We start from the raw sequence: 26,557 nt of genomic DNA on the forward strand, positions 1-26,557 counted from the left end.
ACTCGGGCACCGAGCAGCAAAGCGCCGATCTGGGCGCGATCATGCACATCGGCCAGCCTGAATACACGGCGGGTAAAGCAGCAGGCGAAAAGGCAAAGGCAGCAGGCGTCAAGTCGTTCCTGTGCGTGAACCACTACGCCACCAACCCGGCGTCGTTCGAACGTTGCCGCGGCTTTGCTGAGGCGCTTGGGGTTGACTTCAAGAGCTCCACGCTCGACGCAGGCACGGATCCGACCGGCATCCAGTCGAAGGTGAGCGCGTATCTGCGCAATCACCCGGACACCGGCGGCGTGCTCGCACTCGGGCCGCTTTCCGCCGCGCCGACGATCAAGGCGCTGCAGCAGATGGGTCTGGCAGGCAAGCTGTGGTTCGCGACCTTCGACTTTGACGATGACATCGCCAAGGCCATCAAGGACGGCACGATCCAGTTCGCGATCGACCAGCAACCGTACCTGCAGGGTTACATCGCCGTTGCCGTGCTGGCCATCGCCAAGCACGACCACACCACCGACCCGGTGAAGATCCGCCAGATCCTTCAGGCCAACCCGAAGTTCCAGGCACGTCTGTCTACCTATGGTCTCGCCCCCTCCTACGGACCACGCAATATCGGCTCCGGCCCGGGCTTCATTACCAAGGAGAACATCGACAAGGTAGTCAAGTACGCAGGTCAGTACCGCTAAGCATTGCTGGATTGAGTTCGGGCACGGGAATACCGTCCCAGCAGGCATGAAGAAAGCGCGTGCCGCCAGCCACCACTGGCCCGGCCGCACGCGCTCCCCTTCGCAAGGTTTCACTTGCACTTCACTTGCATTCAGCGCCTTCAGGCGACGCGTCGCCACGACGCGATCCGCTGGCGCATCAAGGAGAGCTTCAATGGGCGTCGCCAACCCCTTCCACGCCAAACACCCTCGTCCCGAGCAGGACGCTGCCGCAGCAGCAGCCGGGACCGCTTCAGCCGACGAACGCGTGCGCCGCGAATCGTGGTTCAAACATCTGTTGAGCCGCCCGGAATTCGCCGCCCTCGCCGGCACCGTCATGGTGTTCCTGGTGTTCGGGCTTGCCGCCGGCAACTCCGGCATGTTCAACCTCGACGGCGTGATGAACTGGTCGCAGGTGGCCGCCTATCTTGGGATCATCTCGGTTGGCGCGTGCCTGCTGATGATTGCGGGCGAGTTCGACCTTTCGATCGGTTCGATGATCGGTTTCTCCGGCATGATGGTCGCGCTGCCCACCATGTATTTTCACTGGCCGATTGCGCTGTCGATCGTGTTCGCGTTCGCCGGTTCGATGCTGCTCGGCGCGCTGAACGGCTACCTCGTGATGCGCACGCGGCTACCCTCCTTCATCGTCACGCTGGCCTTCCTGTTTATTTTGCGCGGCCTCACGCTCGCGCTCTCGGTGATGTTTGCCGACCGCACAATCATTTCCGGTGTGGGCGACGTCGCCGCGCATGACTGGATCGCACATACGCTGTTCCAGGGCGTCGCGTTCAAGGGACTGTTCACCTGGTTCGGACATATCGGTATCGTCAAGCTGCTCGACAACGGCTTGCCGCTCGTACCTGGAATTCCGAAAGTCATTCTGTGGTGGTTTGCACTTGCCGCAGTATGCGCATTCGTCCTCGCCAAGACGCGATTCGGCAACTGGATTTTTGCTGTGGGTGGCGACGCCAATGCGGCAAAGAACGTCGGGGTACCGGTGCGCCGCGTGAAGATCTCGCTGTTCGTCTTGACCGCGTTCTGCTCTTGCCTCTATTCGGTCCTGCAAGTGTGCGACATCGGTTCGGCAGCAGCCGACCGCGGCCTGCAGGCGGAGTTTGAAGCCATCATTGCCGCGGTGATCGGCGGCAGCTTGCTGACCGGCGGCTACGGTTCGGTGGTGGGCGCATCGTTCGGCGCACTGATCTTCGGTGTCGTGCAGATCGGCATCACCTATACGAACATCGATTCGGACTGGTTCCGCGTGTTCCTCGGCGCGATGCTGCTGTTCGCGGTGCTGTTTAACCACTACGTGCGCAGCCGTGTCGCGGCATCCCGCTAAACGAGGAGTTCACGATGGATACCACCCAGAATACGACAGCCGCTGCGGTGCAGCCGGCCACGGGCGACTACATCCTGTCGCTCGAGAACGTCAGCCGCTATTTCGGCAACGTGATTGCGTTGAAGGACATCACGATCCGGCTCAAACGCGGCGAAGTGCATTGCCTGCTCGGCGATAACGGTGCGGGCAAGTCCACCCTGATCAAGACGCTGGCCGGCGTGCATCAGCCGAGCGAAGGCACCTACCTCGTCGACGGCAAGCCGGTGCGTTTCACCTCGCCCAAAGACGCGCTCGATCTCGGCATTGCAACCGTCTATCAGGATCTCGCGCTGGTGCCGCTGCTTTCCGTGGCACGCAACTTCTTCATGGGACGCGAGCCGCAGAAAAAGCTGTTCGGCTTTCTCAACGTGATGGATCTCGACCATTGTGCGACCGCCTCGCGCGACAAGCTCGCGGAAATGGGCATCAACGTGCGTGACCCGCATCAGCCGATCGGCACGATGTCGGGTGGCGAGAAGCAATGTCTCGCGATCGCACGGGCGATTCACTTCGGCGCGCGCGTCCTGATTCTCGACGAACCTACGGCCGCGCTCGGCGTGAAGCAGAGCTTCAATGTGCTGAAGCTGATCCACACCGCGCGGGCCAAAGGCATCTCGGTGATTTTCATCACGCACAACGTGCACCACGCCTATCCGATTGGAGACTCGTTCACGTTGCTCAATCGCGGCAAATCGCTTGGGACGTTTACCAAGGACACCATCAGCAAGGACGAAGTGCTCGATATGATGGCCGGCGGCGCCGAAATGCAGAAGATGATCGGTGAACTCGAAGGCGCGACGATCTGATTGCGCCATGCCTTAGACACGGGGCTCTTTTCGCGCCTGTGTCGTGAGGCCGGCGCCGTCAGTCAAGCACCAGGACATACAGGAAATTCCATGGCTCTTACCAGCACAACCACGCCGTCCGCTGCCAACACCAACAGCCGCTTTGCCCAAGGCCGCAGCCGCGACATCATCTGCCTCGGCCGCCTCGGGATGGATCTCTACGCACAGCAGGTTGGTGCGCGACTCGAAGACGTAACGAGCTTTGCGAAGTATCTCGGCGGCTCGTCGGCCAATATCGCGTTCGGCTGCGCGCGGCTTGGGCTCGCCTCGTCGATGCTCGCGCGCGTCGGCAACGACCATCCGGGGCGCTTCCTCACCGAAACGCTCACCAAGGAAGGTTGCGACGTCAGCCACGTACGCGTCGATCATGAGCGCCTGACCGCGCTCGTGCTGCTCGGCCTCAAGGACCGCGACACCTTCCCGCTGATTTTCTACCGCGAAAACTGTGCCGACATGGCAGTGGACGAAACGGACTTCGACGAGGCGTACATTGCCTCGTCCAAAGCACTGCTGATTACCGGCACGCACTTCTCCACCGAACAGGTGAACCGCACCAGCCGCCGCGCGCTCGATTACGCCCGCCGCAACGGCGTGCGCACGGTGCTCGACATCGACTACCGCCCGGTCCTGTGGGGACTCACTGGAAAGGCCGATGGCGAGACCCGCTTCGTCGCCAATGAGGACGTCACTGCGCACATCCAGCGCTTCCTGCCGTTGATGGATCTGGTGATCGGCACCGAGGAAGAGTTTCGCATCGCCGGCGGCAAGACCGAACTGATCGAGGCGCTCGCGATGGTGCGTGCGGTCACGCCGGCCACTCTCGTGGTCAAACGCGGCCCACTGGGCTGCCAGATCATCGACGGCGATGTGCCGGCCTCGCTCGACGACGCGCCGATTCACGGCGGCGTCGAAGTCGAAGTATTGAACGTACTCGGCGCGGGCGATGCGTTTGCCTCGGGCTTTCTGTCCGGCTGGCTGCGCGATCAGCCACTCGACGCTTGCGCGCGTGCAGCAAACGCGAGCGGTGCTCTTGTCGTGTCGCGGCATGGATGCGCCCCGGCCATGCCGACGCCGGCCGAGCTCGAGTACTTTCTGAGCGAAGCCAAAGCCGATCCGCAGCGCATGCGCCGCCCGGACCGCGACGCGAAACTCGCGCGACTGCACCGCGTCTCCCCTGCCCGCAAGCAATGGGACGAAGTGCTCGGGTTCGCCTTCGATCACCGCAACCAGTTCTTCGATCTGGCCCAGCAGACCGGTGCGGATGAAGCCCGCATCGCGCGATTGAAGAGCCTCTTTGTCGAGGCCGTTGCGCAAACCGAAAGCGCGCTCGGTCTGCAAGGGCGCATCGGTGTACTGATCGACGACCGCTACGGCCAGGATGCGCTGAACGACGCCACGGGCCGCGGCTGGTGGATCGGTCGTCCAGTCGAATTGCCGGGTTCGGTACCGCTGGTGTTCGATCACGGACGTTCGATCGGCACCACGCTGATCGCGTGGCCACAGGAGCATGTGGTGAAGTGCCTCGTGCAATACCATCCGGACGAGCCGATCGAACAACGGCTCGAACAGGAAGCGCAATTGCGCGCGCTCTACGACGCCACCCAGGCGAGCGGTCATGAACTGCTGCTCGAAGTAATTCCCCCAAAGCACGCGCATTTGCTGAGCGGATCCGACACCGTGTACCGCGCATTGAAACGCCTGTACAACATCGGTATCTATCCGGAATGGTGGAAGCTCGAACCCATGGAAGCCGCGCAATGGCAAGCAATCGACGCACTGATCGCCGAACGCGATCCATACTGCCGTGGCGTGGTACTGCTGGGGCTGTCGGCGGCGGTTGAACAACTGAACGAAGGCTTCCGCGCCGCAGCGCAATCGGCAACCTGCCGCGGCTTTACCGTTGGCCGGACCATCTTCCACGAGCCGAGCCACGCCTGGCTCGCAGGCACGATTGGCGACGACGAACTCATCGCACGAGTGCGACGGACGTTCGAAACGCTGATCGCCTCATGGCGCGCCACGCGTGGCGATCCGGCCACGCACGGCACCACGCCACATCACGTTCACCAGGAGCAGGCTGCATGAACCAGCGCATCTTGCATCACGATCCAACTGCCGTTGCGTCTGGGACTGCAGCGCCTACGCCAACGTCCGGCACGGTGCGGCTCACCATGGCGCAGGCACTGGTCCGCTATCTTGCCGCGCAGCGCGTGACGACGGAAGACGGCAGTGGCACCGAGCCGCTGTTCGGCGGCGTATTCGCGATCTTCGGGCACGGCAACGTCGCGGGGATTGGCGAAGCGCTGTACCAGCATCGTCATGAGTTGCCGACGCTGCGCGCGCACAACGAGCAGGCGATGGCTCACAGCGCGATTGCGTATGCGAAGGCCCATTTCCGACGCCGGATGATGGCAGTCAGCACCTCGATCGGACCCGGCGCGACGAATCTGTTGACCGCTGCGGCACTCGCGCACGTGAACCGTTTGCCGGTCCTCTTGCTGCCCGGCGACGTGTTCGTCTCGCGTGAGCCCGATCCGGTCTTGCAACAGGTTGAGGACTTCCAGGACGGTGGGATTTCGGCTAACGACGCCTTCAAACCCGTCTCGCGCTACTTCGACCGGATCGTGCATCCGGCACAGTTGCTGACGGCTCTGCCACGTGCGCTGCGCGTGCTGACCGATGCCGCGTTGTGCGGTCCCGTCACGCTCGCCTTGCCGCAAGATGTGCAGGCCACCGCGTGGGATTTCCCGGTGGACTTCTTCGAATCGCGCGTGGTCAACTTTCATACGCCTGCGCCGATTGCCGAAGAGATCAACGCTGCAATCGAGCGTTTGCGGCGTGCAGAACGGCCGATGATCGTCGCCGGAGGTGGCGTGCTGTATGGCCGCGCGACTGACGCACTGCATGCGTTCGCCAGCGCGCACGGCATCCCGGTTGCAGAAACGCAGGCTGGCAAAGGCTCGCTGGCATGGAACGATCCGCTCAACACGGGGGCGCTCGGTGTGACCGGCTCGCCCGCAGCAAACGCGCTTGCGCATGACGCTGACTGCGTGCTCGCAGTCGGTACCCGTCTGCAAGATTTCACCACCGGCTCGAACACGCTGTTCACCCAGGCCGACGTGATCGGCATCAACGCGAATGCGTTCGATGGCCTTAAACATCGTGGATTCGTGGTTCAAGCCGATGCGCGCCGCGCGCTCGAAGCACTCTCTGTGGAGCTCGGCAACTGGCATGCCGACCGTGCATGGACCGCGCGGGCCCAAAAGCTCGCTGCCGGCTGGCGCGACGCCGTCGGCATGCTCACGCATGCGCCGCAACACGAATCCGTCTTGCCCTATGACGCGGACGTGATCGGCGCAGTGCAGCGCTCGAGCACCAAGTCTGCGGTGGACGATATCGTCGTGTGCGCGGCCGGCACGCTGCCTGCCGAGTTGCACAAGCTGTGGCGCGCGGGCCGTCCCGGTGCGTATCACGTGGAATACGGCTATTCGTGCATGGGCTACGAGATCGCCGGTGGCCTCGGCGCGAAACTCGCCCGGCCCGAGCGCGACGTGATCGTGATGGTCGGCGACGGCAGCTATCTGATGATGAACAGCGAGATCGCGACCTCGGTCATGCTCGGTGCGAAGCTGATCATTGTCGTGCTCGACAATCGCGGCTACGGTTGTATCAATCGCCTGCAACAGGCCTGCGGCGGCGCACCGTTCAACAATATGTTCGACGATTGCGAGCAGGGACCGCTGGGCGCACCACCGATCGATTTCGCCGCACACGCGCGCGCACTCGGCGCTCAAGCCGAACACGTCGCGAACATCGCAGAGCTTGAAGTGGCGCTGCAACGTGCGCGTGCCGCCGACCGCACGTACCTGATCAGCATCGACACCGACGCGGCGCGCACCACCGACGACGGCGGCTGGTGGTGGGAAGTGGCCGTGCCGGAAGTGTCCGAACGCGAAGGCGTGCGTGCAGCGCGTGCGCAATACGAAGCCCAGATTGCCGAGCGCTCCAAGTCCGCCGGCGACATCAAAAACGATTGAGGACACTCGCATGACTCAGTTCGAAGTACGAATCGGCATCAACCCGCTGTCGTGGATGAACGACGACCTGCCGTCGCTGGGCGGCGAAACCCCGCTCGAGCTTGCGCTGACCGAAGGACGCGCGATCGGCTATGAAGGATTCGAGCTCGGCAACAAGTTCCCGCGCGAACCTGCGGCCTTGAAAGCGCTGCTCGCGCAATACGACCTGGCATTGGTATCCGGCTGGTACTCGGGACGGCTCGCGCGACGCAGCGTCGAAGAAGAGATTGCCTCGGTGGACGCGCATCTGGAACTGCTGGCGCGCAACGGCTCGACGGTGATGGTGTACGGCGAGGTGGCCGATTCGATCCAGGGCGCGCCGCAACCGCTCTATCAGCGCCCGCGTTTCTTTAGCGACGCGCAGTGGGACGCCTACGCCGCGCGCCTGGATGAATTCGCCCGTTATACGCTGAGCCGCGGCGTGCGGCTTGCGTACCACCATCACATGGGTGCGTACGTAGAGACGCCTGCCGATGTCGACAACCTGATGTCGCGCACGAGCGACGCCGTTGGGCTGCTGTTTGACGCGGGACATATTACGTTTGCCGGCGGCGATCCACTCGCGGTGCTGGACAAACATATCGGCCGGGTGTGTCACGTTCATTGCAAGGACGTGCGGCCGGCGGTGATGAAACTGGCGCGCAATCGCAACTGGAGTTTTCTGGACTCGGTGATTGCCGGTGCGTTCACGGTGCCGGGAGACGGCGCGGTGAATTTTCCCGCGATTATCGAGCGCCTCAAGCGACATGGTTATCGCGGCTGGCTGGTGGTCGAAGCCGAACAGGATCCGGTGATTGCGCCGTCGTATGCGTACGCGGAGAAGGGGTACCAGACGTTGCGCTCGCTAGTGGATGCACCGCTCGACACCGGTACTTCTGCCACGAAGGAGGCAGCATGAGTTTGCTCGTAAAGGCACAGCGCGAGGGCCAGACAATCGCGCGGGTGACGCCGGAGACGGCGGAATGGCGTTACGTGGGTTTTGCGGCGTATCGGATGAACGCGAACGAGGTCGTGCACGTGTTCGAGCCGGGACGCGAGGTGTGTATTGTCGTGCTGGCGGGCTCGGTGAATGTGGAAACTGCAGATCAGAAGTGGAGTGATCTCGGCTCGCGGGATAGCGTGTTTGAGGATGCAGCGCCGTATGCGCTGTATTTGCCGCCGGGTGTGCGAGCCACGGTGACGGCGGTACGCACTGCGGAGGTGGGCGTGGCTAGTGCGCCTGCCAAGGGCGAGCTTCCGGCGCGGCTGATCGAGCCTTCGCAGATGAAGCGCTCAGCGCGCGGCAAGGGGCTCAATACGCGGTACGTATGCGATATCTTGCCGCAGACTGAGGCTGCGGAGTCTTTGCTGGTGGTAGAGGTCAGGACGCCCGGTGGGCATGCTTCCAGTTATCCGCCGCATAAGCATGACACCGATAATGTGCCGCTCGAGAGCTCGCTTGAAGAGACTTATTATCATCGGCTTGAGCCTAAGCAGGGGTTTGCTTTTCAGCGGGTGTATACCGATTCAAGGGATATCGACGAGTCGATGGCCGTTGAGGATCATGATGTTGTTATGGTGCCGCGCGGGTATCATCCTGTTGTTGTTCCCTATGGGTATGATTCGTACTACTTGAATGTTATGGCTGGGGCCAAGCGGACATGGCATTTTAAGAATGATCCGGCGCACGAGTGGATTATTAATAAGGAATAGGGGGTTTTGCCTGCGCGGCGCTCGACCACTGATCAGCAGGCAAACAAACCACCCAAACCCCGAGCGATAATACCGCCACCGACCGAAGGTCAAAAAAGCCAAACCACGCCAATGATCATCCGCCCCCACCTCCACTGGTTCCGTATGCTCCTGGCCTGGCGGGGCTCCGTGCTCCCGCAGCTTCTGCCGCGCCTGTTCCTGATCTTCTGCATCTCCATCGCCGCCGTGGCGGTCCACGACCACCTCCTCAAGATCACCCTCAACCTCAGCACAACCCCCTTCTCCCTCATCGGTATCGCGCTCGCCGTCTTCCTCGGCTTCCGCAATAACGCCAGCTACGACCGCTGGTGGGAAGCCCGCAAACTCTGGGGCCAACTCCTCAACGACGCCCGCTCCATGATCCGCCAGGTCCTCACCCTGCCCCGCGAGGCCTTCGCCCAGGCCGACGTCAAAGAATTCGCGCAAGCCCTCAGCGCATTGCCCCACGCGCTGCGTCATCAGCTACGCAAAACCGATCCGCGCGAAGAACTCGCCGCGCATCTGCCCGCGCCGCTACTGGACCGTGTCATGGCCTCGCGCTATCGACCCACCACCCTCATGCTCGTGCTCGGCGAATGGGTCCACCGCCAGTCGCGCGCTGGCGCGCTCGACCCGATGGCCGTGCTCGCCTTCGATCGCAATCTGGATTCGCTGTCGGATGTCATCGGCGGATGCGAGCGTATCGGTTCTACGCCGCTGCCGTTTGCCTACTCGGTGATGATTCACCGTACCGTCTACTTCTTTTGCGCGGCACTGCCGTTCGGACTCGTCGAGAATATCGGCATCTTTACGCCCGTCTTCTCGATCTTCGTCGCCTACGCCTTCATGGCCCACGAGGCTATCGCCTCCCAGCTCGAAGACCCCTTCGGCACCGACGAAAACGACCTCGCCCTCACCATGATGTCCGTCTACATCGAGGACGCCATCCGCGATCTGCTCGCCGAACCCGCACTCGTCATCCCCGGCCCCGAAGCAGAGCAGTTCCTGGTGACTTGACGCTCAACGGCTGCAAACCGCTGGCAATCGCTGTCATTCGCTTTCAATCGCCGTCGCTGCCCACCGTATCCGACAGCCGCTTGAGCGTCGCCACCCGCGCGCCAATAATGTCGACCCGGCCATGCTCGTCGGTCACCGCCGTCGCCGCCCCCAGATACGCGCTCCACGCACGCTGCGCCCGCACCAGGATCGGCCGGGCGCGCGCCGGCAGCTTCGCCTGCAGGCGGCGGTAATAGCGGTTCATGTCGAAAGTCGCGTGTTCGCACATCGCGTCCGCGGAACAGGGTCGCGGGCGGACCGGTGCAGTCGTGCCACTGCCCGCGTCGGCAGCCGCGCTGCGCAGCGCCAGCGCGCGATCGCGCACCGGCTGCAGTTGCATGTCTGACTCGGCGGTCTGGTACATGGCGCCTTGCTTGGTCGCGAAGACCGCGTCCAGCAACGGCGCCTGCGCATCGCGCGAGGCCTGCCAGCGGGTCTGGCTGTGTTCCCACAGCTTGCGCCGCGCAGGCGGCAGCTTTGCCGCAAGCTGCTGCCACGCCGTGTTCACCGCAGCCTGCCAGCCGAAGCGCGCCGTCTCCATGCAATGCAACTGACCCGCGGTCGACGACATGTCGCTGCGGGCCAGACACGTGCGCATCGCCGCGTCGATCGGATCGGCCGCGGCCACTTCGGCGCGCGCGCTGGTCGTCAGCGTCGACGCCATCGTCAGCAGCGCGGCGACCGCCAATAACCAGGCGCCGCCGATCCGTTGCAACGGTCTCATTTTCAGCCGCGCACGCAATCGACGAAGTACTCGATGCGGCCGTTGATCGTCTCCCCCACCAGACCGTGGATGTCCGTATGGAAGCCTGGGAAGCGTTCGTTGAACTCACGCGCAAACCGCAGGTAATTGACGATCGTCTTGTTGAAGCGCTCGCCCGGAATCAGCAGCGGAATGCCCGGGGGATACGGCGTGAGCAGGATCGACGTGACACGGCCTTCGAGTTCGTCGATCGGTACCCGGTCGATCTCGCGGTGCGCGAGCTTCGCGAACGCATCGGACGGCTTCATCGCCGGCTCCATGCTCGACAGATACATCTCGGTAGTCAGACGCGCGATGTCGTTGGCACGGTAGACGCTGTGGATCTGTTCGCACAGATCGCGCAGACCGACGCGTTCGTACATCGGGTGATGCGCGACGAACTCCGGCAACACGCGCCACAGCGGCTGGTTGTTGTCGTAGTCGTCCTTGAACTGCTGCAGCTCGGTCACCATCGAGTTCCAGCGGCCCTTCGTAATGCCGATCGTGAACATGATGAAGAAGGAGTACAAGCCGGTCTTCTCGACAATAATCCCGTGCTCGGCCAGATACTTTGTGACGATCGCCGCCGGAATGCCAGACTCGCCGAAGCCGCCGTCCATGTCCAGACCCGGCGTGACGATGGTCGCCTTGATAGGGTCGAGCATGTTGAAGCCTTCGGCCAGCGGGCCGAAACCGTGCCACGCGTCGTTCGGGCGCAGCATCCAGTCTTCGCGCGAGCCGATGCCCTCGTCCGCGAACTCCTCCGGGCCCCACACCTTGAAGAACCACTCGTCGCCGTATTCGTCGTCGACCTTGCGCATTGCGCGGCGGAAATCGAGCGCCTCGGCGATCGACTCTTCCACCAGCGCGGTACCGCCCGGCGCTTCCATCATGGCCGCGGCCACGTCGCACGAGGCGATGATCGCGTACTGCGGGCTCGTCGACGTATGCATCAGATACGCTTCGTTGAAGCGGTGCTTGTCGAAGCGGCTGTTCTTCGAATCCTGCACGACGATCTGCGAAGCCTGCGAAATGCCGGCCAGCAGCTTGTGCGTCGAGTGCGTCGCAAACACCAATGCGCCGATGCGCGGACGGCCCGCTCCGATCGCGTGCATGTCCTGATAGAACTCGTGGAACTCGGCGTGCGGCAGCCACGCTTCATCGAAGTGCAGCGTATCGAGCCAGTCGCCGAGCATTTCCTTGATCATCTCGACGTTGTAGATCACGCCGTCGTAGGTGCTCTGCGTGATGGTCAGAATGCGCGGCTTCATGTCAGGATTCTTCGCCAGCGCTTCGCGCGCGAACGGATTCGCGAGGATCTTCTTCTTGATGTTCTCAGGCTCGAATTCGCTGCGCGGAATCGGGCCGATGATGCCGAAGTTGTTGCGCGTCGGCGTGAGGAACACCGGAATCGAGCCGGTCATCGTGATCGCGTGCAGGATCGACTTGTGACAGTTGCGGTCCACCAGCACGATGTCGCCCGGCGCCACCGTGCCGTGCCAGACGATCTTGTTCGAAGTCGACGTGCCGTTGGTCACAAAGAACACGTGGTCGGCACTGAAAATGCGCGCGGCATTGCGCTCGGAGGCGGCCACCGGACCGGTGTGATCGAGCAATTGGCCCAGTTCGTCGACGGCATTGCACACGTCCGCGCGCAGCATGTTCTCGCCGAAGAACTGGTGGAACATCTGGCCAAGCGGGCTCTTCAGGAACGCCACGCCGCCCGAGTGCCCCGGGCAGTGCCACGAATACGAGCCTTCGTCCGCGTACTGCACCAGTTCCTTGAAGAACGGCGGCGCAAGGGAATCGAGGTACACCTTGGTCTCGCGGATGATGTGGCGCGCGACGAACTCTGGCGTGTCCTCGAACATGTGAATGAAGCCGTGCAGCTCACGCAGGATGTCGTTGGGCAGGTGGCGCGAGGTACGCGTTTCGCCGTACAGGAAGATCGGAATGTCGGCGTTGCGGCGGCGCACTTCCGCTACGAACGCGCGCAATGCGACGATCGCGGCAGCCAGCTCGGGTGTATCGCCCTCAACCGCGACGTTGTCGACATACGGCAGCAGTTCATCGTCGTCGATCGACAAAATGAAGCACGACGCGCGGCTCGACTGCTGCGCGAACGAGGTCAGATCGCCATAGCTCGTCAGCCCGAGCACTTCCGCGCCTTCTTTCTCGATTGCTTCAGCGAGAGCCCGGATGCCGGAACCCGAGATGTTCTCGGAGCGGAAATCTTCGTCAATGATGACGACGGGAAAACGAAACTTCATGGGCGATTCTCCAAAAGGAACGACCGCTGTCTTGGGTAAAGAGCAGCGGTCACCTGTATGCCGGGTGGGTCAGTGCGCTGCGGGCGTCAGGTTTTGGGCAACGTCACGCCGTGCTGACCTTGATATTTGCCGCCGCGATCCGCGTACGACGTCTCACAAATTTCGTCGCTTTCGAAAAACAGCACCTGGGCGACGCCTTCGTTCGCGTAGATTTTCGCAGGCAAAGGTGTCGTATTTGAGAATTCCAGCGTGACATGCCCTTCCCACTCGGGTTCGAACGGCGTCACGTTGACGATGATCCCGCAGCGCGCATAGGTCGACTTGCCCAGACACACCGTCAGCACACTGCGCGGAATACGGAAATATTCGACCGTGCGCGCCAGGGCGAACGAGTTCGGCGGGATGATGCAGACGTCCCCCTTGAAATCGACAAACGACTTCTCGTCAAAGTTCTTGGGATCGACGATGGTCGAGTTGATGTTCGTGAAAATCTTGAATTCGTCCGCGCAGCGAATGTCGTAGCCGTAGCTCGACGTGCCATAGCTGACGATCTTCCGGCCGTCCTCGGAAACGCGCACCTGATCGGGCGAGAACGGCTCGATCATGTTGTGCGACGCGGCCATGCGCCGGATCCACTTGTCGGATTTGATGGTCATAGTTGAACGCTGCGTAACGGATGAAGCGTGGATGAATACGGATGAGGCCGGCCAAGGCCCGCGGGGCCGCGTGCTACCGGACGAAAGGCGCTTATTTTACGCGATCAGCGCGCCACTGCCGCAACCGCGGCAAATAAGGGCTGCCGGGCTGTGGCGGCGAGACCGCCGGTGCGCCGCCGGAGACCGCGGCGGCGTTGCCGCGTGGGTGTAACGCTGGGCGCCGACGTGCGTTGTTGCAGTGCAGCGAAGTGAAATGCGCCGGATCTGCGAATTGTTCGAAGTGCGGTGCGAGACTCGATGATGACATCACGCCGGCCGCCGCGGACCGGCGTCACTGCCGGATGATGCCGCAGGCGAGCAGCGGACCGGCGCCGTGTAGCGGCCACGCATAGGGATCGGAAGCGTCGCGATGCACCACCACCGCCCGCTGCAGCACCGAGCGGATGCCGTCGAGCGAAACGTCGGGCGCCACGATAAAGCCGCTCGCCACGCCGTTCGAATCCGCGTGGATATTGCCGAGATCGCCTTCGACCCGCGCGCCCATCTTCAGCCGCTCAGCCGCCGGTGCGAATACCGCACCAACGCTCGAACCGTCCACCGAATTGCAATCGCCGCGCTCATGCACCTGCAGCGCATGATCGCTATCTGGAGGCAAGCCGGAAAGATTGTAGGTAACCTGCACGCCGTCCGAGCGCTCAATGAAGGTTACCAGACCGCGCGTCTGGCTTCCCATGGCGGGCACCAGTTGTGCCTCGGCGCGCTTTTCCTGTGGCCTAAGGAATGCAGTGCAGCCGCATAACAGCAGACTGCTGGCAGCCAGGACGATGAACGCATGCACCGCCTGCCCGTCGATTCGTTTTCCCATGCGATCCTCTTGTCGACCGCCGGCCGCCCCTGCGGTCGCCGAGCCGAACCTGATGAAGTCGACATGATACCGCGAGCGGAGGCGTCTCCAACGCCTGCGCCCATGTTCCGAAAGGAGTTTCAGGTGTTCTGGACCACGATAGTCGGAAACTTCGAGGTCATGTCGCGGGCACGCTCGGCGATATGGATCGCCACCTTGCGGGCAATCGAGCGATAAACCTCTGCAATCCGGCCGTCCGGATCAGCCACCACAGTCGGCCGCCCGGAGTCGGCCTGCTCGCGGATGGCGATATCGAGCGGCAAGCTGCCAAGCACCTCGACGCCGTATTCCTTCGCCATGCGATCGCCGCCGCCAGCGCCGAAAATATGCTCTTCGTGGCCGCAGTTCGAGCAGATATGGGTGCTCATGTTCTCGACGATCCCGAGAATGGGAATACCGACCTTCTCGAACATCTTGAGGCCCTTCTTCGCGTCGAGCAGCGCGATGTCCTGCGGCGTGGTTACGATCACGGCACCCGTCACCGGCACACGCTGCGACAGCGTCAACTGGATGTCGCCGGTGCCCGGCGGCATATCGACGATCAGGTAGTCCAGATCTTCCCAGTTCGTCTGCCGCAGCAGTTGTTCGAGCGCGGAGGTGGCCATCGGGCCACGCCAGACCATCGGATTGTCCTGCTCGATCAGAAAACCGATCGAGTTGGCCTGCATGCCGTGGCCGCGCATCGGGTGCATCGTCTGGCCATCCACCGATTCCGGACGGCCTTCGATGCCGAGCATCATCGGCAACGAAGGCCCGTAGATGTCCGCATCCAGAATGCCGACCGACGCACCTTCGCTCGCGAGGGCCAGTGCCAGGTTCACGGCGGTCGTGCTCTTGCCGACCCCGCCCTTGCCCGACGCCACCGCGATGATGTTCTTCACGTTCGGCAACAGTTTCACGCCGCGCTGTACGGTGTGCGCCGCGATCTGCTGGGAAACCTGCACACGTGCTTCGGCCACACCCGGCACGGCGCGCAACGCGTCGCCGACCAGTGTGCGTATCGCTTCAAACTGGCGTTTGGCCGGATAGCCGAGTATCACTTCGACGCTGACCGTAGCACCATCGATGACGGTGTTCTTGAGGTTTTTCGCCGCCGCGAAAGGGCGGCCCGTGTTGGGGTCAGCGACAGTCGCGAGGGCGGCGTCGACCAATGCCCGATCAATGCTCATTGAGACTCCGTGGGGAACACTTGCGGCGCGGCCGAATCGAAGTTTCGGCCACCGACTGGAAATTGAAAGAAATTGTTATGTGGGATTGCGCAAAACGGCCTTGGCGGGCACCCTTCGCCAGCAGCAGGCCACAGGGTCGCATCGCCTGATACTTCAATCGTCATTGTAGTGGCTGGCGCCGGAGGTTGCCGGAAGACCCTTCTTCATTGTCAAAAGCGACAGTGAAGTTTTCACCGTGTTTGCGCGGCGTCGACCAACATGCCCGTCGTGGACGGACGACCCGCTTTAATAATCAAGAGGAATTAAAATGAATGCAAAAATCATGACTCGCCTGGCAGTCTTCGCAGTCGCCGGCTCGTTGCTGGCCGGCTGCGCCACTCAACAAGGCACCAACACCGCCGTCGGCACGGGCGTGGGCGCGGGTACGGGCGCGGCACTCGGCGCGATCTTCGGTGGTGGTAAGGGCGCGGCAATCGGTGCGGGCGTCGGCGCAGCGGTTGGCGGCATCACCGGCTACAACTGGCAGGCCATTCATAACAAGCTGTCGGGCGCCACCCAGGGCACCGGCACGCAGATCACGGAACAGCCGGATGGTTCGCTCAAGCTGAACATCCCGAGTTCGGTCACGTTCGACACGAACAGCTACGCGGTCAAATCGTCGTTCGCGCCGGTGCTCGACCAGTTGGCGCAGACGCTCCAGCAGAATCCTGAGGTGATCGCGCAAGTGGTCGGCTATACGGACAGCACCGGTACGCCGCAGTACAACCAGACCCTGTCGGTCAACCGCGCGCAAAGCGTGACGGGTTACTTGGGCCAGCGCGGCATTAATCCGCAACGCCTGTCCGCACAAGGCATGGGCCAGAACAATCCGGTTGCCGACAACAACACGGACGCCGGCCGTGCCGCGAACCGCCGCGTGGAAATCTACCTGCGCGCGACCGCGCAACACGCAGGCTAATAGCTAACAAGCTGGGAAATGGTGTGACGGAGAGCGGCGCACGGTAAGCCACGGCGCCGCGAATCCCACCATGTGATGGGGCGGAAACAACCGGTAGCTGAATCGAAAAAAATTTCGAACTCTCCCGAAAATCCGCTGTCTGTCTTTACGGTACGTGGCTGGCTTTGCCGCCACGGCACCATTCTCCTCTTGTCGTTGTTGCTCCGGGGCCCATAGCCCCGGTTTTTTTTGGTGCCGGTTCCGCGCACCGTTCAGTTCAAGGTCCGGCGTACCAAGACGCCGCGGGGCCGCTCGCCGCGGCCGCCCTGCTAGAATCGTAGTTTCGTCTCCCGCAAGCCCTCACACTCCCTATGTCAGCACCCGCAACCGGTCTCCCCGCAGGCGCGCCGTCCGGCCGTCGACAGATTCTCGTCACGTCAGCCCTTCCCTATGCGAACGGGCAAATCCATATTGGCCATCTGGTCGAATATATCCAGACGGACATCTGGGTCCGGACGCTGCGAATGCACGGTCACGAGGTGTACTACGTCGGCGCCGACGATACGCACGGCACGCCGATCATGCTGCGGGCGGAAAAGGAAGGCATCACGCCGAAGCAGCTGATCGACCGCGTCTGGCAGGAACACAAGCGCGATTTCGACAGCTTCGGCATTTCCTTCGACAATTATTATTCGACCGACTCGGAAGAGAACCGGGTTCTCAGCGAATCCATTTATACGGCGCTCAAGGACGCAGGCCTGATCGACGCGCGCGATATCGAACAGGCATACGACCCCGTCAAGGAAATGTTCCTGCCGGACCGGTTCATCAAGGGCGAGTGTCCGAAGTGCGGCGCGAAAGATCAGTACGGCGACAACTGCGAAGTGTGTGGTTCGACGTACCAACCGACCGAACTGATCAACCCGTACTCGGTCGTGTCCGGCGCCACGCCGATCCGCAAGACTTCGACGCACTATTTCTTCCGCCTCTCCGATCCGCGCTGCGAGAATTTCCTGCGCGGCTGGGTGGGTGGACTGGCGCAGCCCGAAGCCACCAACAAGATGCGCGAATGGCTCGGCGACGCTGGTGAGGCGAAGCTGGCCGACTGGGATATTTCCCGTGATGCGCCTTACTTCGGCTTCGAGATTCCCGGCGCGCCGGGCAAGTACTTCTACGTGTGGCTGGACGCGCCGGTCGGCTATTACGCGAGCTTCAAGAACCTCGCGGAAAAGCGCGGCATCGATTTCGATGCGTGGGTTCGCAAGGGCTCGACCGCCGAGCAGTACCACTTCATCGGCAAAGACATCCTGTACTTCCACACGCTGTTCTGGCCCGCCATGCTCGAATTCTCGGGCCATCGCACGCCGACCAACGTGTTCGCGCACGGCTTCCTGACGGTGGACGGCGCGAAGATGTCGAAGTCGCGCGGCACGTTTATCACGGCACAAAGCGTGATCGACACTGGCCTGAATCCGGAATGGCTGCGCTACTATTTCGCCGCCAAGCTGAACAGCACGATGGAAGACCTCGACCTGAACCTCGACGATTTCCAGGCGCGCGTGAACAGCGATCTGGTCGGCAAGTATGTGAACATCGCGAGCCGTGCTGCGGGCTTTCTGATCAAGCGTTTCGAGGGGCGCGTGCAGGACAGCGCGATGCAGCATCCGCTGCTCGGCACGCTGCGCGCGGCGATCCCGCAGATCGCAGCCAACTACGAGGCGCGCGAGTACAACCGCGCGCTGCGCCAGACCATGGATCTGGCCGACGCCGTCAACGCTTACGTCGACACGGCCAAACCGTGGGATCAGGCGAAGGATCCGGCCAACGCGGTCGCGCTGCATGAAACCTGCAGCGTCAGCGTCGAGGCGTTCCGCCTGCTGTCGCTTGCGCTGAAACCGGTGCTGCCGAAGCTCGCGGAAGCCGTCGAAGGGTTCCTCGGCATCGAGGCGCTCAAGTGGTCCGATGCCGCCACGCCGCTGAGTTCCGAGCGTCCGATCAATGCGTATAAGCATCTGATGACGCGCGTCGATCCGAAGCAGATCGAAGCACTGCTGGCTGCGAACCGCGAGTCGCTGCAGGCTACTGATGCTGCGGCGCCTGCCGCCGCCGATGCGAAGACCAAAGCCAGGGCAAAAGCTGCTGCGGCCAGCGACAAAACCGGCGCTGACGACGATGGCTCCGGCATCATCTCGATCGACGACTTTGCGAAGATCGATCTGCGCATTGCGAAGATCGTCGACTGCCGCGCGGTCGAAGGTTCGGACAAGCTGCTGCAACTGACGCTCGACGTCGGCGAGGAGAAAACCCGCAACGTGTTCTCCGGCATCAAGTCGGCCTATCAGCCGGAGCAACTGATCGGCAAGCTGACGGTGATGGTGGCGAACCTCGCACCGCGCAAGATGAAGTTCGGGCTGTCGGAAGGAATGGTGCTGGCGGCATCGGCAACCGACGAGAAGGCCGAACCGGGCCTCTACATTCTCGAACCACATAGCGGCGCGAAGCCGGGCATGCGGGTCAAGTAAGGCCGCGGCGCTGGTGGCGCTGCCACCACGTCACTGGAAAAGCAAAAAGCACGTCGTTCGACGTGCTTTTTGCTTTATGGACATCGTAGGGCAACAGCATCGCCCTACTGCTTCGACTTGCCAAACCACGGCCAGCGATCGAAGCGCCGGGTGTACAACAGGTTCATCCCCTGGAACGTCCCGCCGTACGCCACCACCGACCAGTAGCGCGTCAGATTGACCGTCGCCTTGATCGCGTTGCTCGCCGACTGCAGACCCTGCTCATACCCAAGCACCAGCCACTGGTTGATGGCCTTCGACACCATCACCACCTGCGGATCCGTCAGCCCCACATCGCTCGTGCCGATCGAAAACTCGTCGAGCCCGAACGTCTGCGCGATCCGCTTGCCTTGCGTATTGCCGAGCAACGCCAGCGCGGTCGTCATCGCGCTTTGCTGACCAAGGTTGTTGCCCTGATCGGTGCCGTGGCCAAACAGCAGCCATGACAGCTTTTCGTTGTCGGGCACGGACGGCTCCGAGATCAGCTTGGCGACCGGCGCGTCCACGGTACCGGTCACCTGCACGCCTGCCTCGACCTGCTGGTTGCGCCGCATCGCCAGAATGTTGATACCCGGATTGGCCACCGGACCGTTGAACGTGAAGAAACCGTTTTCGATGTTCAGCTTGCGGCCGAACGCGGTATAGGTCGAGCCTTGCGTCACGCGCACGTCGCCCACTGCGCGCAACGGCGCATCCGGCGCGCTCAGCGCGGTGATCTTGCCGGTCAGGCCAAGGTCCGCGCCCTGACCGCGGAAGCGGAACTTGTTGCCCAGATTGATCTCGATGGTGGCAGTCGGCGCAAAGCGGCTCGCCGGCTTGTTGCCGGGGAGCACGCCCGGCTTCGCTTCGCCGGGCACCGTGCCGTCCGGCCGCACGACCACCACGTCGTCGCCGAGCTTGGGCGCCGCCTGCTCGGGCATGTCGAAGAGCGCGTGATCGACGGTGAATTTGCCGTTGATGTTCATGGCCCCCAGGTGCCCGCCGTTGGCCACGGTCGCGCTGCCCGAGAGCGACAGATTGCGGTCCGGCGCCGCGAACAGTTCCAGCTTGTCGGCGACGATGCTCGCGGTCAGATCGGGCTCCGAACCGTCGAGGCGCACTTTGCCAGTAGCGCGCAACGTGCCGGTTGCGCCGTGGAACTCAACCTGCTGGAAGTCGACCAGATTCTGCGACAACTCAATGCGGATCACCCCGTCCTTCAACTGGATGCCCTGATCAACGGCGGTGGCCGAGATGCCATCGCCCAGCAGCGATCCCGACACGCTTGGCTTCGCCACCGTGCCGCCAAGCGCGAGTTTCAGCGCGAGATGACCGTCGAGCATATAAGTCGGTCCGAGCAGACCGCCCGTTGTCTTCAGCGACGGCACATTGGCGTCGATGTTGCCCGTGAGGGGCGCCTCGTCGTTGACGCTCAATGCACCGTTGTTCATCGCAAGCGTCGTGTGGGCGTCGGCGTCGATCACGCCGATCCGGCTCGCCTGCGCATGCACCGTCGCGTTCAGGCGATTGCCGGCGCTGAAGTCGACGCGCGCCGAAAGATCGGTGATACCCATCGATGCAAGACCGTTGCCGATTTCCACCGTCACATCGCCGCCGCGGCGCTTCAACTGGATGTGGCCGCTCGCCGTGCTGCCCAACGCAAAGTCCCAGTCGCCGTCGAACACCAGATCGGTTTTCACCGGCGGCGGCTCGCCGGTGAACTCCTGCTGGATCGCCATCAGGCGCGCCACCGAAACACCCGTCAACGAACCGGCCGACTGGATGCGTCCGTGGTCCAGCGCGAACGATTTCAGATCGAGCACCGCACCTTCCAGCGTCAGCCGCGTCGCGCCGAGCGTCACGTGGTTGGGTGCGGCGCTGATGGTTAGCGGCGACTCGAGATTGAGCGAGGGCGTGCCGCGATTCTGCAACTGCGTGACGGTGCCATCCCAGGCCGTGCCTTGGGATGTGTCGGAGAGGCGGCCATTGGCCGCCAGCGTCAGGTCGAGCGGCCGCTGATACAGTGTGCCGACCGCCTGGGCTTGCAGCGTATGGTGCGCGCGCGTGCCGTTCAGGCGCGCACTGAGCGTCGACAGTTCCACGCCGTTCGTGCTCAGATCGCGCGCGTCGGTCGTGAAGACCATCGCGCCGTTGGCACCGTCGCGCAACTCGGCGTGGCCCTCCGCGTGGCCGAGCTTGTTCGCGCCGAACACGACGCTATCGGCCTTGTAGTCCAGCGTGACATTCGGATGCGCAAACGAGCCGGTTACATCGCCGTTGGCGGCGACCTGGCCGGCCAGACCGAAGCCGAGGCGCTCGATTTGCGGGGCATCCGCGCGAAACCGCAGCCGGTCTCCCGGCGCGCCGAAACTGCCTTGCAGATCGACCTGATTGCCTGCGACTGACAGCGTGAGCTTGCTCGGCAGAATCCGCGAACCCGCCAGCTGGATCGTGCCGCCGCCGGTCATCGGCAGGTCGTCGTAGACGCTCTCGCCGAGTTTGATCTCAGCCTTGGTCGTGAACGTAGGGCCGAGCACGCCGGCTGCCGTGATCGTGCCGTTGACGCGCGCCTGGATCTTGGGCGACGGTGACGACGACGGCTTTGCGGCGGGCGCCGGGCGCTTTGCCGCAGGCGCCGGGGCTTTTGCTGGCGTAGCCTTGGCAACGTCGCCACGTCCCTTGCCATTGTTCGCTGTTCCGCTGGCTGGCGAGCGCGAAGGCATCTGCGAAGTCAGCCCAAGCGGATCGAAATCGGTCAGTTGTGCTTTCAGGTTGTATGTGGAACTGGCGTCGTGCTTGATAGCGCCCGAGAGGTCGATCCGGCCACGGCCCGATGTGATCCGCACATCGCTAAAGCTCATGCGCGCCGGGTCAAACGTGATTTTCCCCTGCGCGCGCAGCGCGGCCTTGGGGTCGGCGAGATCGAGTGTGATGCTCTGCACGTCGTCATTCAGGCGAATGCCGATCGGCCCGGCAAGTTGGGTTGGGCGCACGCTCGCCTCGAGCGCGTTCAGGTCAAGACCGGCCACATGCAGATCGAGTTGGCCACGCTTGCCGGTCAGTGCGCCCGCACCGGTGAGCGTTGCGTTCTTCACGAGCCGCACGTTCAGGTTCGAGATGCTCTGGGCGTGCGCGTCGAGCCGCACGTCGGTATGCGCTTCGATCAGCGGCAGCAGATGTTCGTCGATGGCGCCCGGTTTCGCGTTGACGATCGACACCTGGCCAGCGACGACGAAGCCGGCGGCGGATTTCGCTCCGACAACCGGCTGCAGATCCGCCCGCACCGCCAGATCCGCCAACGGCGCACCAGGTGCGAAGGCCTGCGGGTTAATGTGATCGAACGTCAACGTCGCGCGCTGCAGCGGCACCTCGGCAAACGGCGTCGCCTCCACGTGCGCGTGGCCCGCGAGTTTCATGCCGCTCGCATCCAGCTCCGCCACCAGCGTCTCGAGCGTACCGCTCAGCCGACCGCTGACCTGCACCGGCTCCTCATTGACCTTGCCTGAGTAGCCAATATTGCCGCTCAACGGAAACGGCCGCACCCCATCCAGTTTCGCCGCCGCCGTCACCGAGCCAAATGGCGTGTTAAGCCGATCGATCGCGGCTTCGTGATGCTGCCCATCGCTGCGTCCATGGAAAATGAAGTGCGAATACTCCGATGTCGCCCCGCCCTGATGCAGCAGCAGCGTATCGACCCGCACGTCGCGTATTTCGATCTGCATCGGCAAACGCAGGTCCTTCGGCAAACTCATCGGCGAACTGCTGCTGGATGAGGACGGGCCGATGCGCGCGTCGATGGTGCCCACGTGCAGATAGTCGATCGCAAACCGCCACGGCCGACCGCTCACGGCCCAGCGTCCGTCGACCTTGTCCACCTTGATGTCCGTACCGCTGCCATCGAGACTGCGCCACTCCACCTCATGCAGCCGCAGGCCCGTGACCAACGACCCGCCGTCCAGCGTGCCGGCGAGGCGGCCACCCAGCAGCCTCACCGCGGCCTGCCACGCGTAGGCGGTGCCGCGTTCAGTCGCGACCGCGCCGTATAGCGTTCCCGCCAGCAATGCCATCAGCACAACCGGCACACCCATAAACCACGCGAGCAGCTTCCACAACCGGCGCTTGCGGCGCGCGGGAGGCGGCGTCTCAGAACCGCCCGGCGTTGCGTCACCGGGTGTCTGCGGAGGAGGGGTGGCGGAAGAATCCGTCGTCATACTCGAGCCATGCGAATCACGATGCCTGAAGCTAAAGTCACTGCAGTTAGAAGTAAAAGATCAAAACGCGATGCCCAACGTCAGATACGGCCGGAACTCCTTGTTACGAATCCCATACGCAAGGTCGACGTTCACCGGCCCAACCGGACTGCGCCAACGCGCGCCAAAACCCACGCCCGGGTAAAACACTTTCTCGCCCCATGTGTCGGTGGCCGTGCCGATGTCGAAGAACACCGCGCCGCCCCAGTCATGGGTGAACCAGTGCTGATATTCGCTCGACGCGGTGATCAGGTATTTGGTCGGCAGCACCGAGCCGTCGACGTTATTGCCGATGCCTTCGTAGCTATAGCCACGCACCGAGTTCGAGCCGCCAGCCCGGAATAGCAGCGAGGCCGGAATGCCGCTCGAGCCGCCCGACGTGAACACACCGCCGAATTCAGCGCGTATCAACACGAGATCGGATTTGCCCACCGGGAAGTACTGCTGGGCGCGTGCGTAGAGACGCCCGAAGGTCTGATCGGCCAGCGCCCCCTTGACGGCGAAACCCGCTTCGACGTGAATCAGGTTGCCGGAGCGCGGAAACAACGGGTCGTCGGTATTGCGGCGCGTCCAGGTCCACGCGGGCACGAGTGCGTGGGCGATAATCGGCCCGACCGGCGCATTCTGGTCGAGCCGGTCGTCGTAATAGAAGAGCGAATAGCCGTAGTCGAGGTACTGCGACGTGCGGGTGGTTTGCACGCCGGCGCGAACACTGTAGATGCGGGTATCGGACACATTGGTGGTGCCATAAGAGGCCAGCACGCTGTTGGTCCACGCGCGCTCGCCCGGCGGCATGGACAGCTGGATCTGGCCGAACTGCTCGATCTGGTCGATCCGCCCGCTCACCGTGAATGGATACGCCGCGCCGAAGGTGTTCAGATACGAGTAGTTGCCCTGCACCTGCGGACCGGTATCCGTGGCGTAACCCACGCCGCCGCGGATGCTGTTGTACGGATACTCGCTGACCTTCACCCGCACCGGCGTCTCAAGCGGCTTGGCCGGGTCGTTGCCGACGTCGATCGCCACACTCGCGTAGTACGGTGTGTTCTGCAACTGGCGCTGCAGTTCGGCCACCCGCTGCACGTCGTAAATGGCGCCGACGGAAATCGGATTCACGTTGTCGACGATCTTCGCGGGATAGCGCTCGGTGCCCACCACTTCGAGCTTGCCCATCGTGAAGGTCGGACCGCTGTCGAAGGTGACGGACAGCTTCGCCTGATGCGTGCGCGGATCGATACGCGCCTGAGACTGCGTGATCTTAGCGGCGACGTAGCGGCGCGCTTGCAGCGCCCGGAGCGACGCGCTTTTTGCATCGTCCCAGCCGCCCTGCGAGAACGGGTCACCTTCATGCAGCGAAAAGGCGAAGCGGGTGGCGTTTTCCTGCGCCGGGTCTTCGGTCAGCACCGGCCCGTTGAATGAAAGCGTAACGGAAGAAATCGTGGTCTGCGGACCGGGATCGACGCTCACCGTGACACGCTTCTTGCCGTCGACCGTACGAACGTCGGTGCGCACCACCGGTGAGAAATAGCCCGCGGTAGCGGTCAGGTCTCGCACCTGCTGCGGAGTCGCGGTGACCAGAAAGCCGAACTGGTCGTCGCTGACATCGTCGCGTTTGGCGAAGCGGGCGAGATCCAGATGCTCCTCGAGCAGCTTGCGCACCGCGCGCGGTGAGGCCTGGATATCGACCTTGTAGGCCGCGCGCGCCTCGCCCGCAGCGAACGCCAGCCAGACCACGCCCAGCGTCAGCCATGCGCGCAGCAGCCACGCTGCGCCCGGCGCGTGGCGCGCGAGCCGACCGCGCCGCGCAGCCGGTTTGCCATGTTGCACACGCGACGGTTCGATCGCACAGCCCGCCAAACAGGACCTCCGCGGCCGTTGTTAATGAATGATTCCGCTTGCCGGCCGCTGCGGCGGCCCGAAGCTCGCTATTTGACCACATCGGCGGCGCCTCGCGGTCATCTCGAAATTGGCGGAGGCGGCCTATCCACGCCCTCCCCGCCTGTCCTGGCATAGGCTCTGCAGTCGCGGCTCGCCCGGCTTGGACGTGGCAAGCGGGCCGATGTTCCGCGAGTTTTCGCCCGCAGGCGACGCTTGCTGTAAAATTGCGTCGACCCGAGCGACGGTCTCAATAACCGCCGCCACTTTCCCATACGGACGTTGAGCCATGTATCAATCGGACATCACACAGTTCCTGAATCAGTTGAAGGAACAAAAGCCCACTCTCGAGGCGGAACAGCGCCGCGGCCGTTCGCTGCTGTGGGACAAGCAGCCGGTCGACCTCGAGGAGCGCGCCGAACAGCAAGCCTCGCGCGTGCAACAGACCTCCTACCAGTACTACCAGAACTTCTGAGCGTGAGTTCTGCCGACGAGGCCCGCGCCGCCAAAGCGGCGCAGCCCGACGCTGCGCTCGCCGCGCCCGCGACCGATTCGACGACCAATACCGTCGACGGCATTGCGTTTGCACGCCTGTACGGCGAGCCGCTCTTCAAGCTGCCGACGGATCTGTACATCCCGCCGGACGCGCTCGAGGTCTTCCTCGAAACGTTCGAAGGCCCGCTGGATCTGTTGCTGTATCTGATCCGCAAGCAGAACTTCAACGTGCTCGACATCCCGATGGCGGATGTCACCACGCAGTATCTGGGCTACGTTGAGCAGTTGCGGGAGACCAATCTCGAACTCGCGTCGGAATATCTGCTGATGGCGGCGATGCTGATCGAGATCAAGTCGCGCATGCTGCTGCCGGTCAAGAAGGCGGATACCGGCGAGGAAACCGAAGATCCGCGGGCCGAACTCGTGCGGCGCCTGCTCGAATACGAGCAGATGAAGCTCGCGGCCCGGCGTATCGATCACCTGCCGCAACTCGGCCGCGACTTCCTGCGCGCTGACGTCTATATCGAGCAGAGCATCACACCGCGCTTCCCGGACGTGAACAGCGAAGATCTGCGCGCCGCCTGGGCGGACGTGATCAAACGCGCGAAGCTCGTGCAGCACCACCGGATCTCGCGTGAAGAACTGTCGGTGCGCGAGCACATGAGCGTGATCCTGCGCCGGCTGCAGAATGCGCGCTTCATGGAGTTCTCGGAGCTGTTCGATACGACGCGCGGCGTGCCGGTGGTGGTGGTCAACTTCATCGCCATGCTGGAGTTGTCGCGCGAATCGCTGATCGAAATCACCCAGGCCGAGCCGTTCGCGCCCATCTACGTGCGGCTTGCCTACCTGCCGGCATAAGCGGCCGTTGGCGTTAGAGGCGCGCTTCACTTCGGTGCGCCGATCCGCAGGCACAGCGCGCGCAAATCCACTACAATCCCGCGCTCCGAACCCGT

The 26,557-nt window shown here is 63.1% G+C and carries 19 protein-coding genes; 12 read left to right on the forward strand and 7 right to left on the reverse strand.

The window, feature by feature from the left end; translation table 11 throughout:
• The 8 genes from M0954_RS13960 to M0954_RS13995 all read left to right on the forward strand — a co-directional run.
• The coding region (locus M0954_RS13960) for a substrate-binding domain-containing protein (RefSeq protein WP_297353794.1) at positions 1–680 on the forward strand (680 nt) is incomplete at its 5' end.
• A gap of 193 nt (positions 681–873) precedes the next feature.
• A complete protein-coding gene (locus M0954_RS13965) occupies positions 874–2,040 on the forward strand; it encodes an ABC transporter permease (protein WP_123388547.1) in 1,167 nt (388 codons plus the stop codon).
• Positions 2,041–2,054: 14 nt separating this feature from the next.
• On the forward strand, positions 2,055–2,885 hold the full coding sequence (locus tag M0954_RS13970) for an ATP-binding cassette domain-containing protein (RefSeq protein WP_122151930.1): 831 nt from the start codon (positions 2,055–2,057) through the stop codon (positions 2,883–2,885).
• A 90-nt stretch (positions 2,886–2,975) separates the two neighbouring features.
• Complete coding sequence (iolC, locus tag M0954_RS13975; protein ID WP_297353796.1) at positions 2,976–5,009, forward strand: 5-dehydro-2-deoxygluconokinase; 2,034 nt, start codon at positions 2,976–2,978, stop codon at positions 5,007–5,009.
• Positions 5,006–6,961: a 3D-(3,5/4)-trihydroxycyclohexane-1,2-dione acylhydrolase (decyclizing) gene (gene iolD, locus M0954_RS13980; RefSeq protein ID WP_297353799.1), complete on the forward strand. Its 1,956-nt coding sequence runs from the start codon at positions 5,006–5,008 to the stop codon at positions 6,959–6,961. Before iolC ends, iolD begins: the two co-directional genes overlap by 4 nt.
• A gap of 10 nt (positions 6,962–6,971) precedes the next feature.
• Positions 6,972–7,898, forward strand: a complete 927-nt coding sequence (iolE, locus tag M0954_RS13985) for a myo-inosose-2 dehydratase (RefSeq protein ID WP_122151933.1) — start codon at positions 6,972–6,974, stop codon at positions 7,896–7,898.
• On the forward strand, positions 7,895–8,692 hold the full coding sequence (iolB, locus tag M0954_RS13990) for a 5-deoxy-glucuronate isomerase (protein WP_122151934.1): 798 nt from the start codon (positions 7,895–7,897) through the stop codon (positions 8,690–8,692). The genes iolE and iolB overlap by 4 nt, the downstream gene beginning before the upstream one ends.
• 111 nt (positions 8,693–8,803) lie before the next feature.
• Positions 8,804–9,727 (forward strand): bestrophin family protein, encoded by a 924-nt coding sequence (locus M0954_RS13995; RefSeq protein ID WP_122151935.1) that lies wholly within the window; start codon positions 8,804–8,806, stop codon positions 9,725–9,727.
• A 43-nt stretch (positions 9,728–9,770) separates the two neighbouring features.
• Here the strand turns inward: M0954_RS13995 and M0954_RS14000 are convergent, their stop codons facing one another.
• From M0954_RS14000 to apbC, 5 genes are all read right to left on the reverse strand, one after another.
• A complete protein-coding gene (locus M0954_RS14000; RefSeq protein WP_297353819.1) occupies positions 9,771–10,430 on the reverse strand; it encodes a lysozyme inhibitor LprI family protein in 660 nt (219 codons plus the stop codon).
• A gap of 62 nt (positions 10,431–10,492) precedes the next feature.
• Entirely contained in the window at positions 10,493–12,778 is a 2,286-nt protein-coding gene (locus M0954_RS14005) for an arginine/lysine/ornithine decarboxylase (RefSeq protein WP_122151937.1), read from the reverse strand.
• A gap of 86 nt (positions 12,779–12,864) precedes the next feature.
• On the reverse strand, positions 12,865–13,434 hold the full coding sequence (dcd, locus tag M0954_RS14010) for a dCTP deaminase (protein ID WP_122151938.1): 570 nt from the start codon (positions 13,432–13,434) through the stop codon (positions 12,865–12,867).
• Between the two features lie 331 nt (positions 13,435–13,765).
• Positions 13,766–14,299, reverse strand: a complete 534-nt coding sequence (locus tag M0954_RS14015) for a superoxide dismutase family protein (protein ID WP_122151939.1) — start codon at positions 14,297–14,299, stop codon at positions 13,766–13,768.
• Positions 14,300–14,418: 119 nt separating this feature from the next.
• Positions 14,419–15,507, reverse strand: a complete 1,089-nt coding sequence (gene apbC / locus M0954_RS14020) for an iron-sulfur cluster carrier protein ApbC (protein ID WP_122151940.1) — start codon at positions 15,505–15,507, stop codon at positions 14,419–14,421.
• A 307-nt stretch (positions 15,508–15,814) separates the two neighbouring features.
• On the opposite strand from apbC, the gene M0954_RS14025 reads away from it, so the two are divergent.
• Both M0954_RS14025 and metG read left to right on the forward strand, forming a co-directional pair.
• Positions 15,815–16,465 (forward strand): OmpA family protein, encoded by a 651-nt coding sequence (locus M0954_RS14025; RefSeq protein WP_122151941.1) that lies wholly within the window; start codon positions 15,815–15,817, stop codon positions 16,463–16,465.
• A gap of 350 nt (positions 16,466–16,815) precedes the next feature.
• Positions 16,816–18,966, forward strand: a complete 2,151-nt coding sequence (gene metG / locus M0954_RS14030; RefSeq protein ID WP_297353801.1) for a methionine--tRNA ligase — start codon at positions 16,816–16,818, stop codon at positions 18,964–18,966.
• Between the two features lie 104 nt (positions 18,967–19,070).
• Here metG and M0954_RS14035 read toward each other — a convergent pair whose 3' ends face one another.
• Together M0954_RS14035 and M0954_RS14040 are read right to left on the reverse strand one after the other, a co-directional pair.
• Positions 19,071–23,195: a translocation/assembly module TamB domain-containing protein gene (locus tag M0954_RS14035; RefSeq protein WP_297353802.1), complete on the reverse strand. Its 4,125-nt coding sequence runs from the start codon at positions 23,193–23,195 to the stop codon at positions 19,071–19,073.
• Between the two features lie 60 nt (positions 23,196–23,255).
• On the reverse strand, positions 23,256–25,091 hold the full coding sequence (locus tag M0954_RS14040; protein ID WP_123388554.1) for an autotransporter assembly complex family protein: 1,836 nt from the start codon (positions 25,089–25,091) through the stop codon (positions 23,256–23,258).
• Positions 25,092–25,398: 307 nt separating this feature from the next.
• On the opposite strand from M0954_RS14040, the gene M0954_RS14045 reads away from it, so the two are divergent.
• Positions 25,399–25,584: a DUF3460 family protein gene (locus M0954_RS14045; RefSeq protein ID WP_122151945.1), complete on the forward strand. Its 186-nt coding sequence runs from the start codon at positions 25,399–25,401 to the stop codon at positions 25,582–25,584.
• A 2-nt stretch (positions 25,585–25,586) separates the two neighbouring features.
• Positions 25,587–26,462, forward strand: a complete 876-nt coding sequence (locus M0954_RS14050; protein ID WP_297353804.1) for a ScpA family protein — start codon at positions 25,587–25,589, stop codon at positions 26,460–26,462.
• Positions 26,463–26,557 lie beyond the last annotated feature (95 nt).

It is taken from the genome of Paraburkholderia sp., assembly GCF_026225065.1.
Classification (GTDB): Bacteria; Pseudomonadota; Gammaproteobacteria; order Burkholderiales; family Burkholderiaceae; genus Paraburkholderia.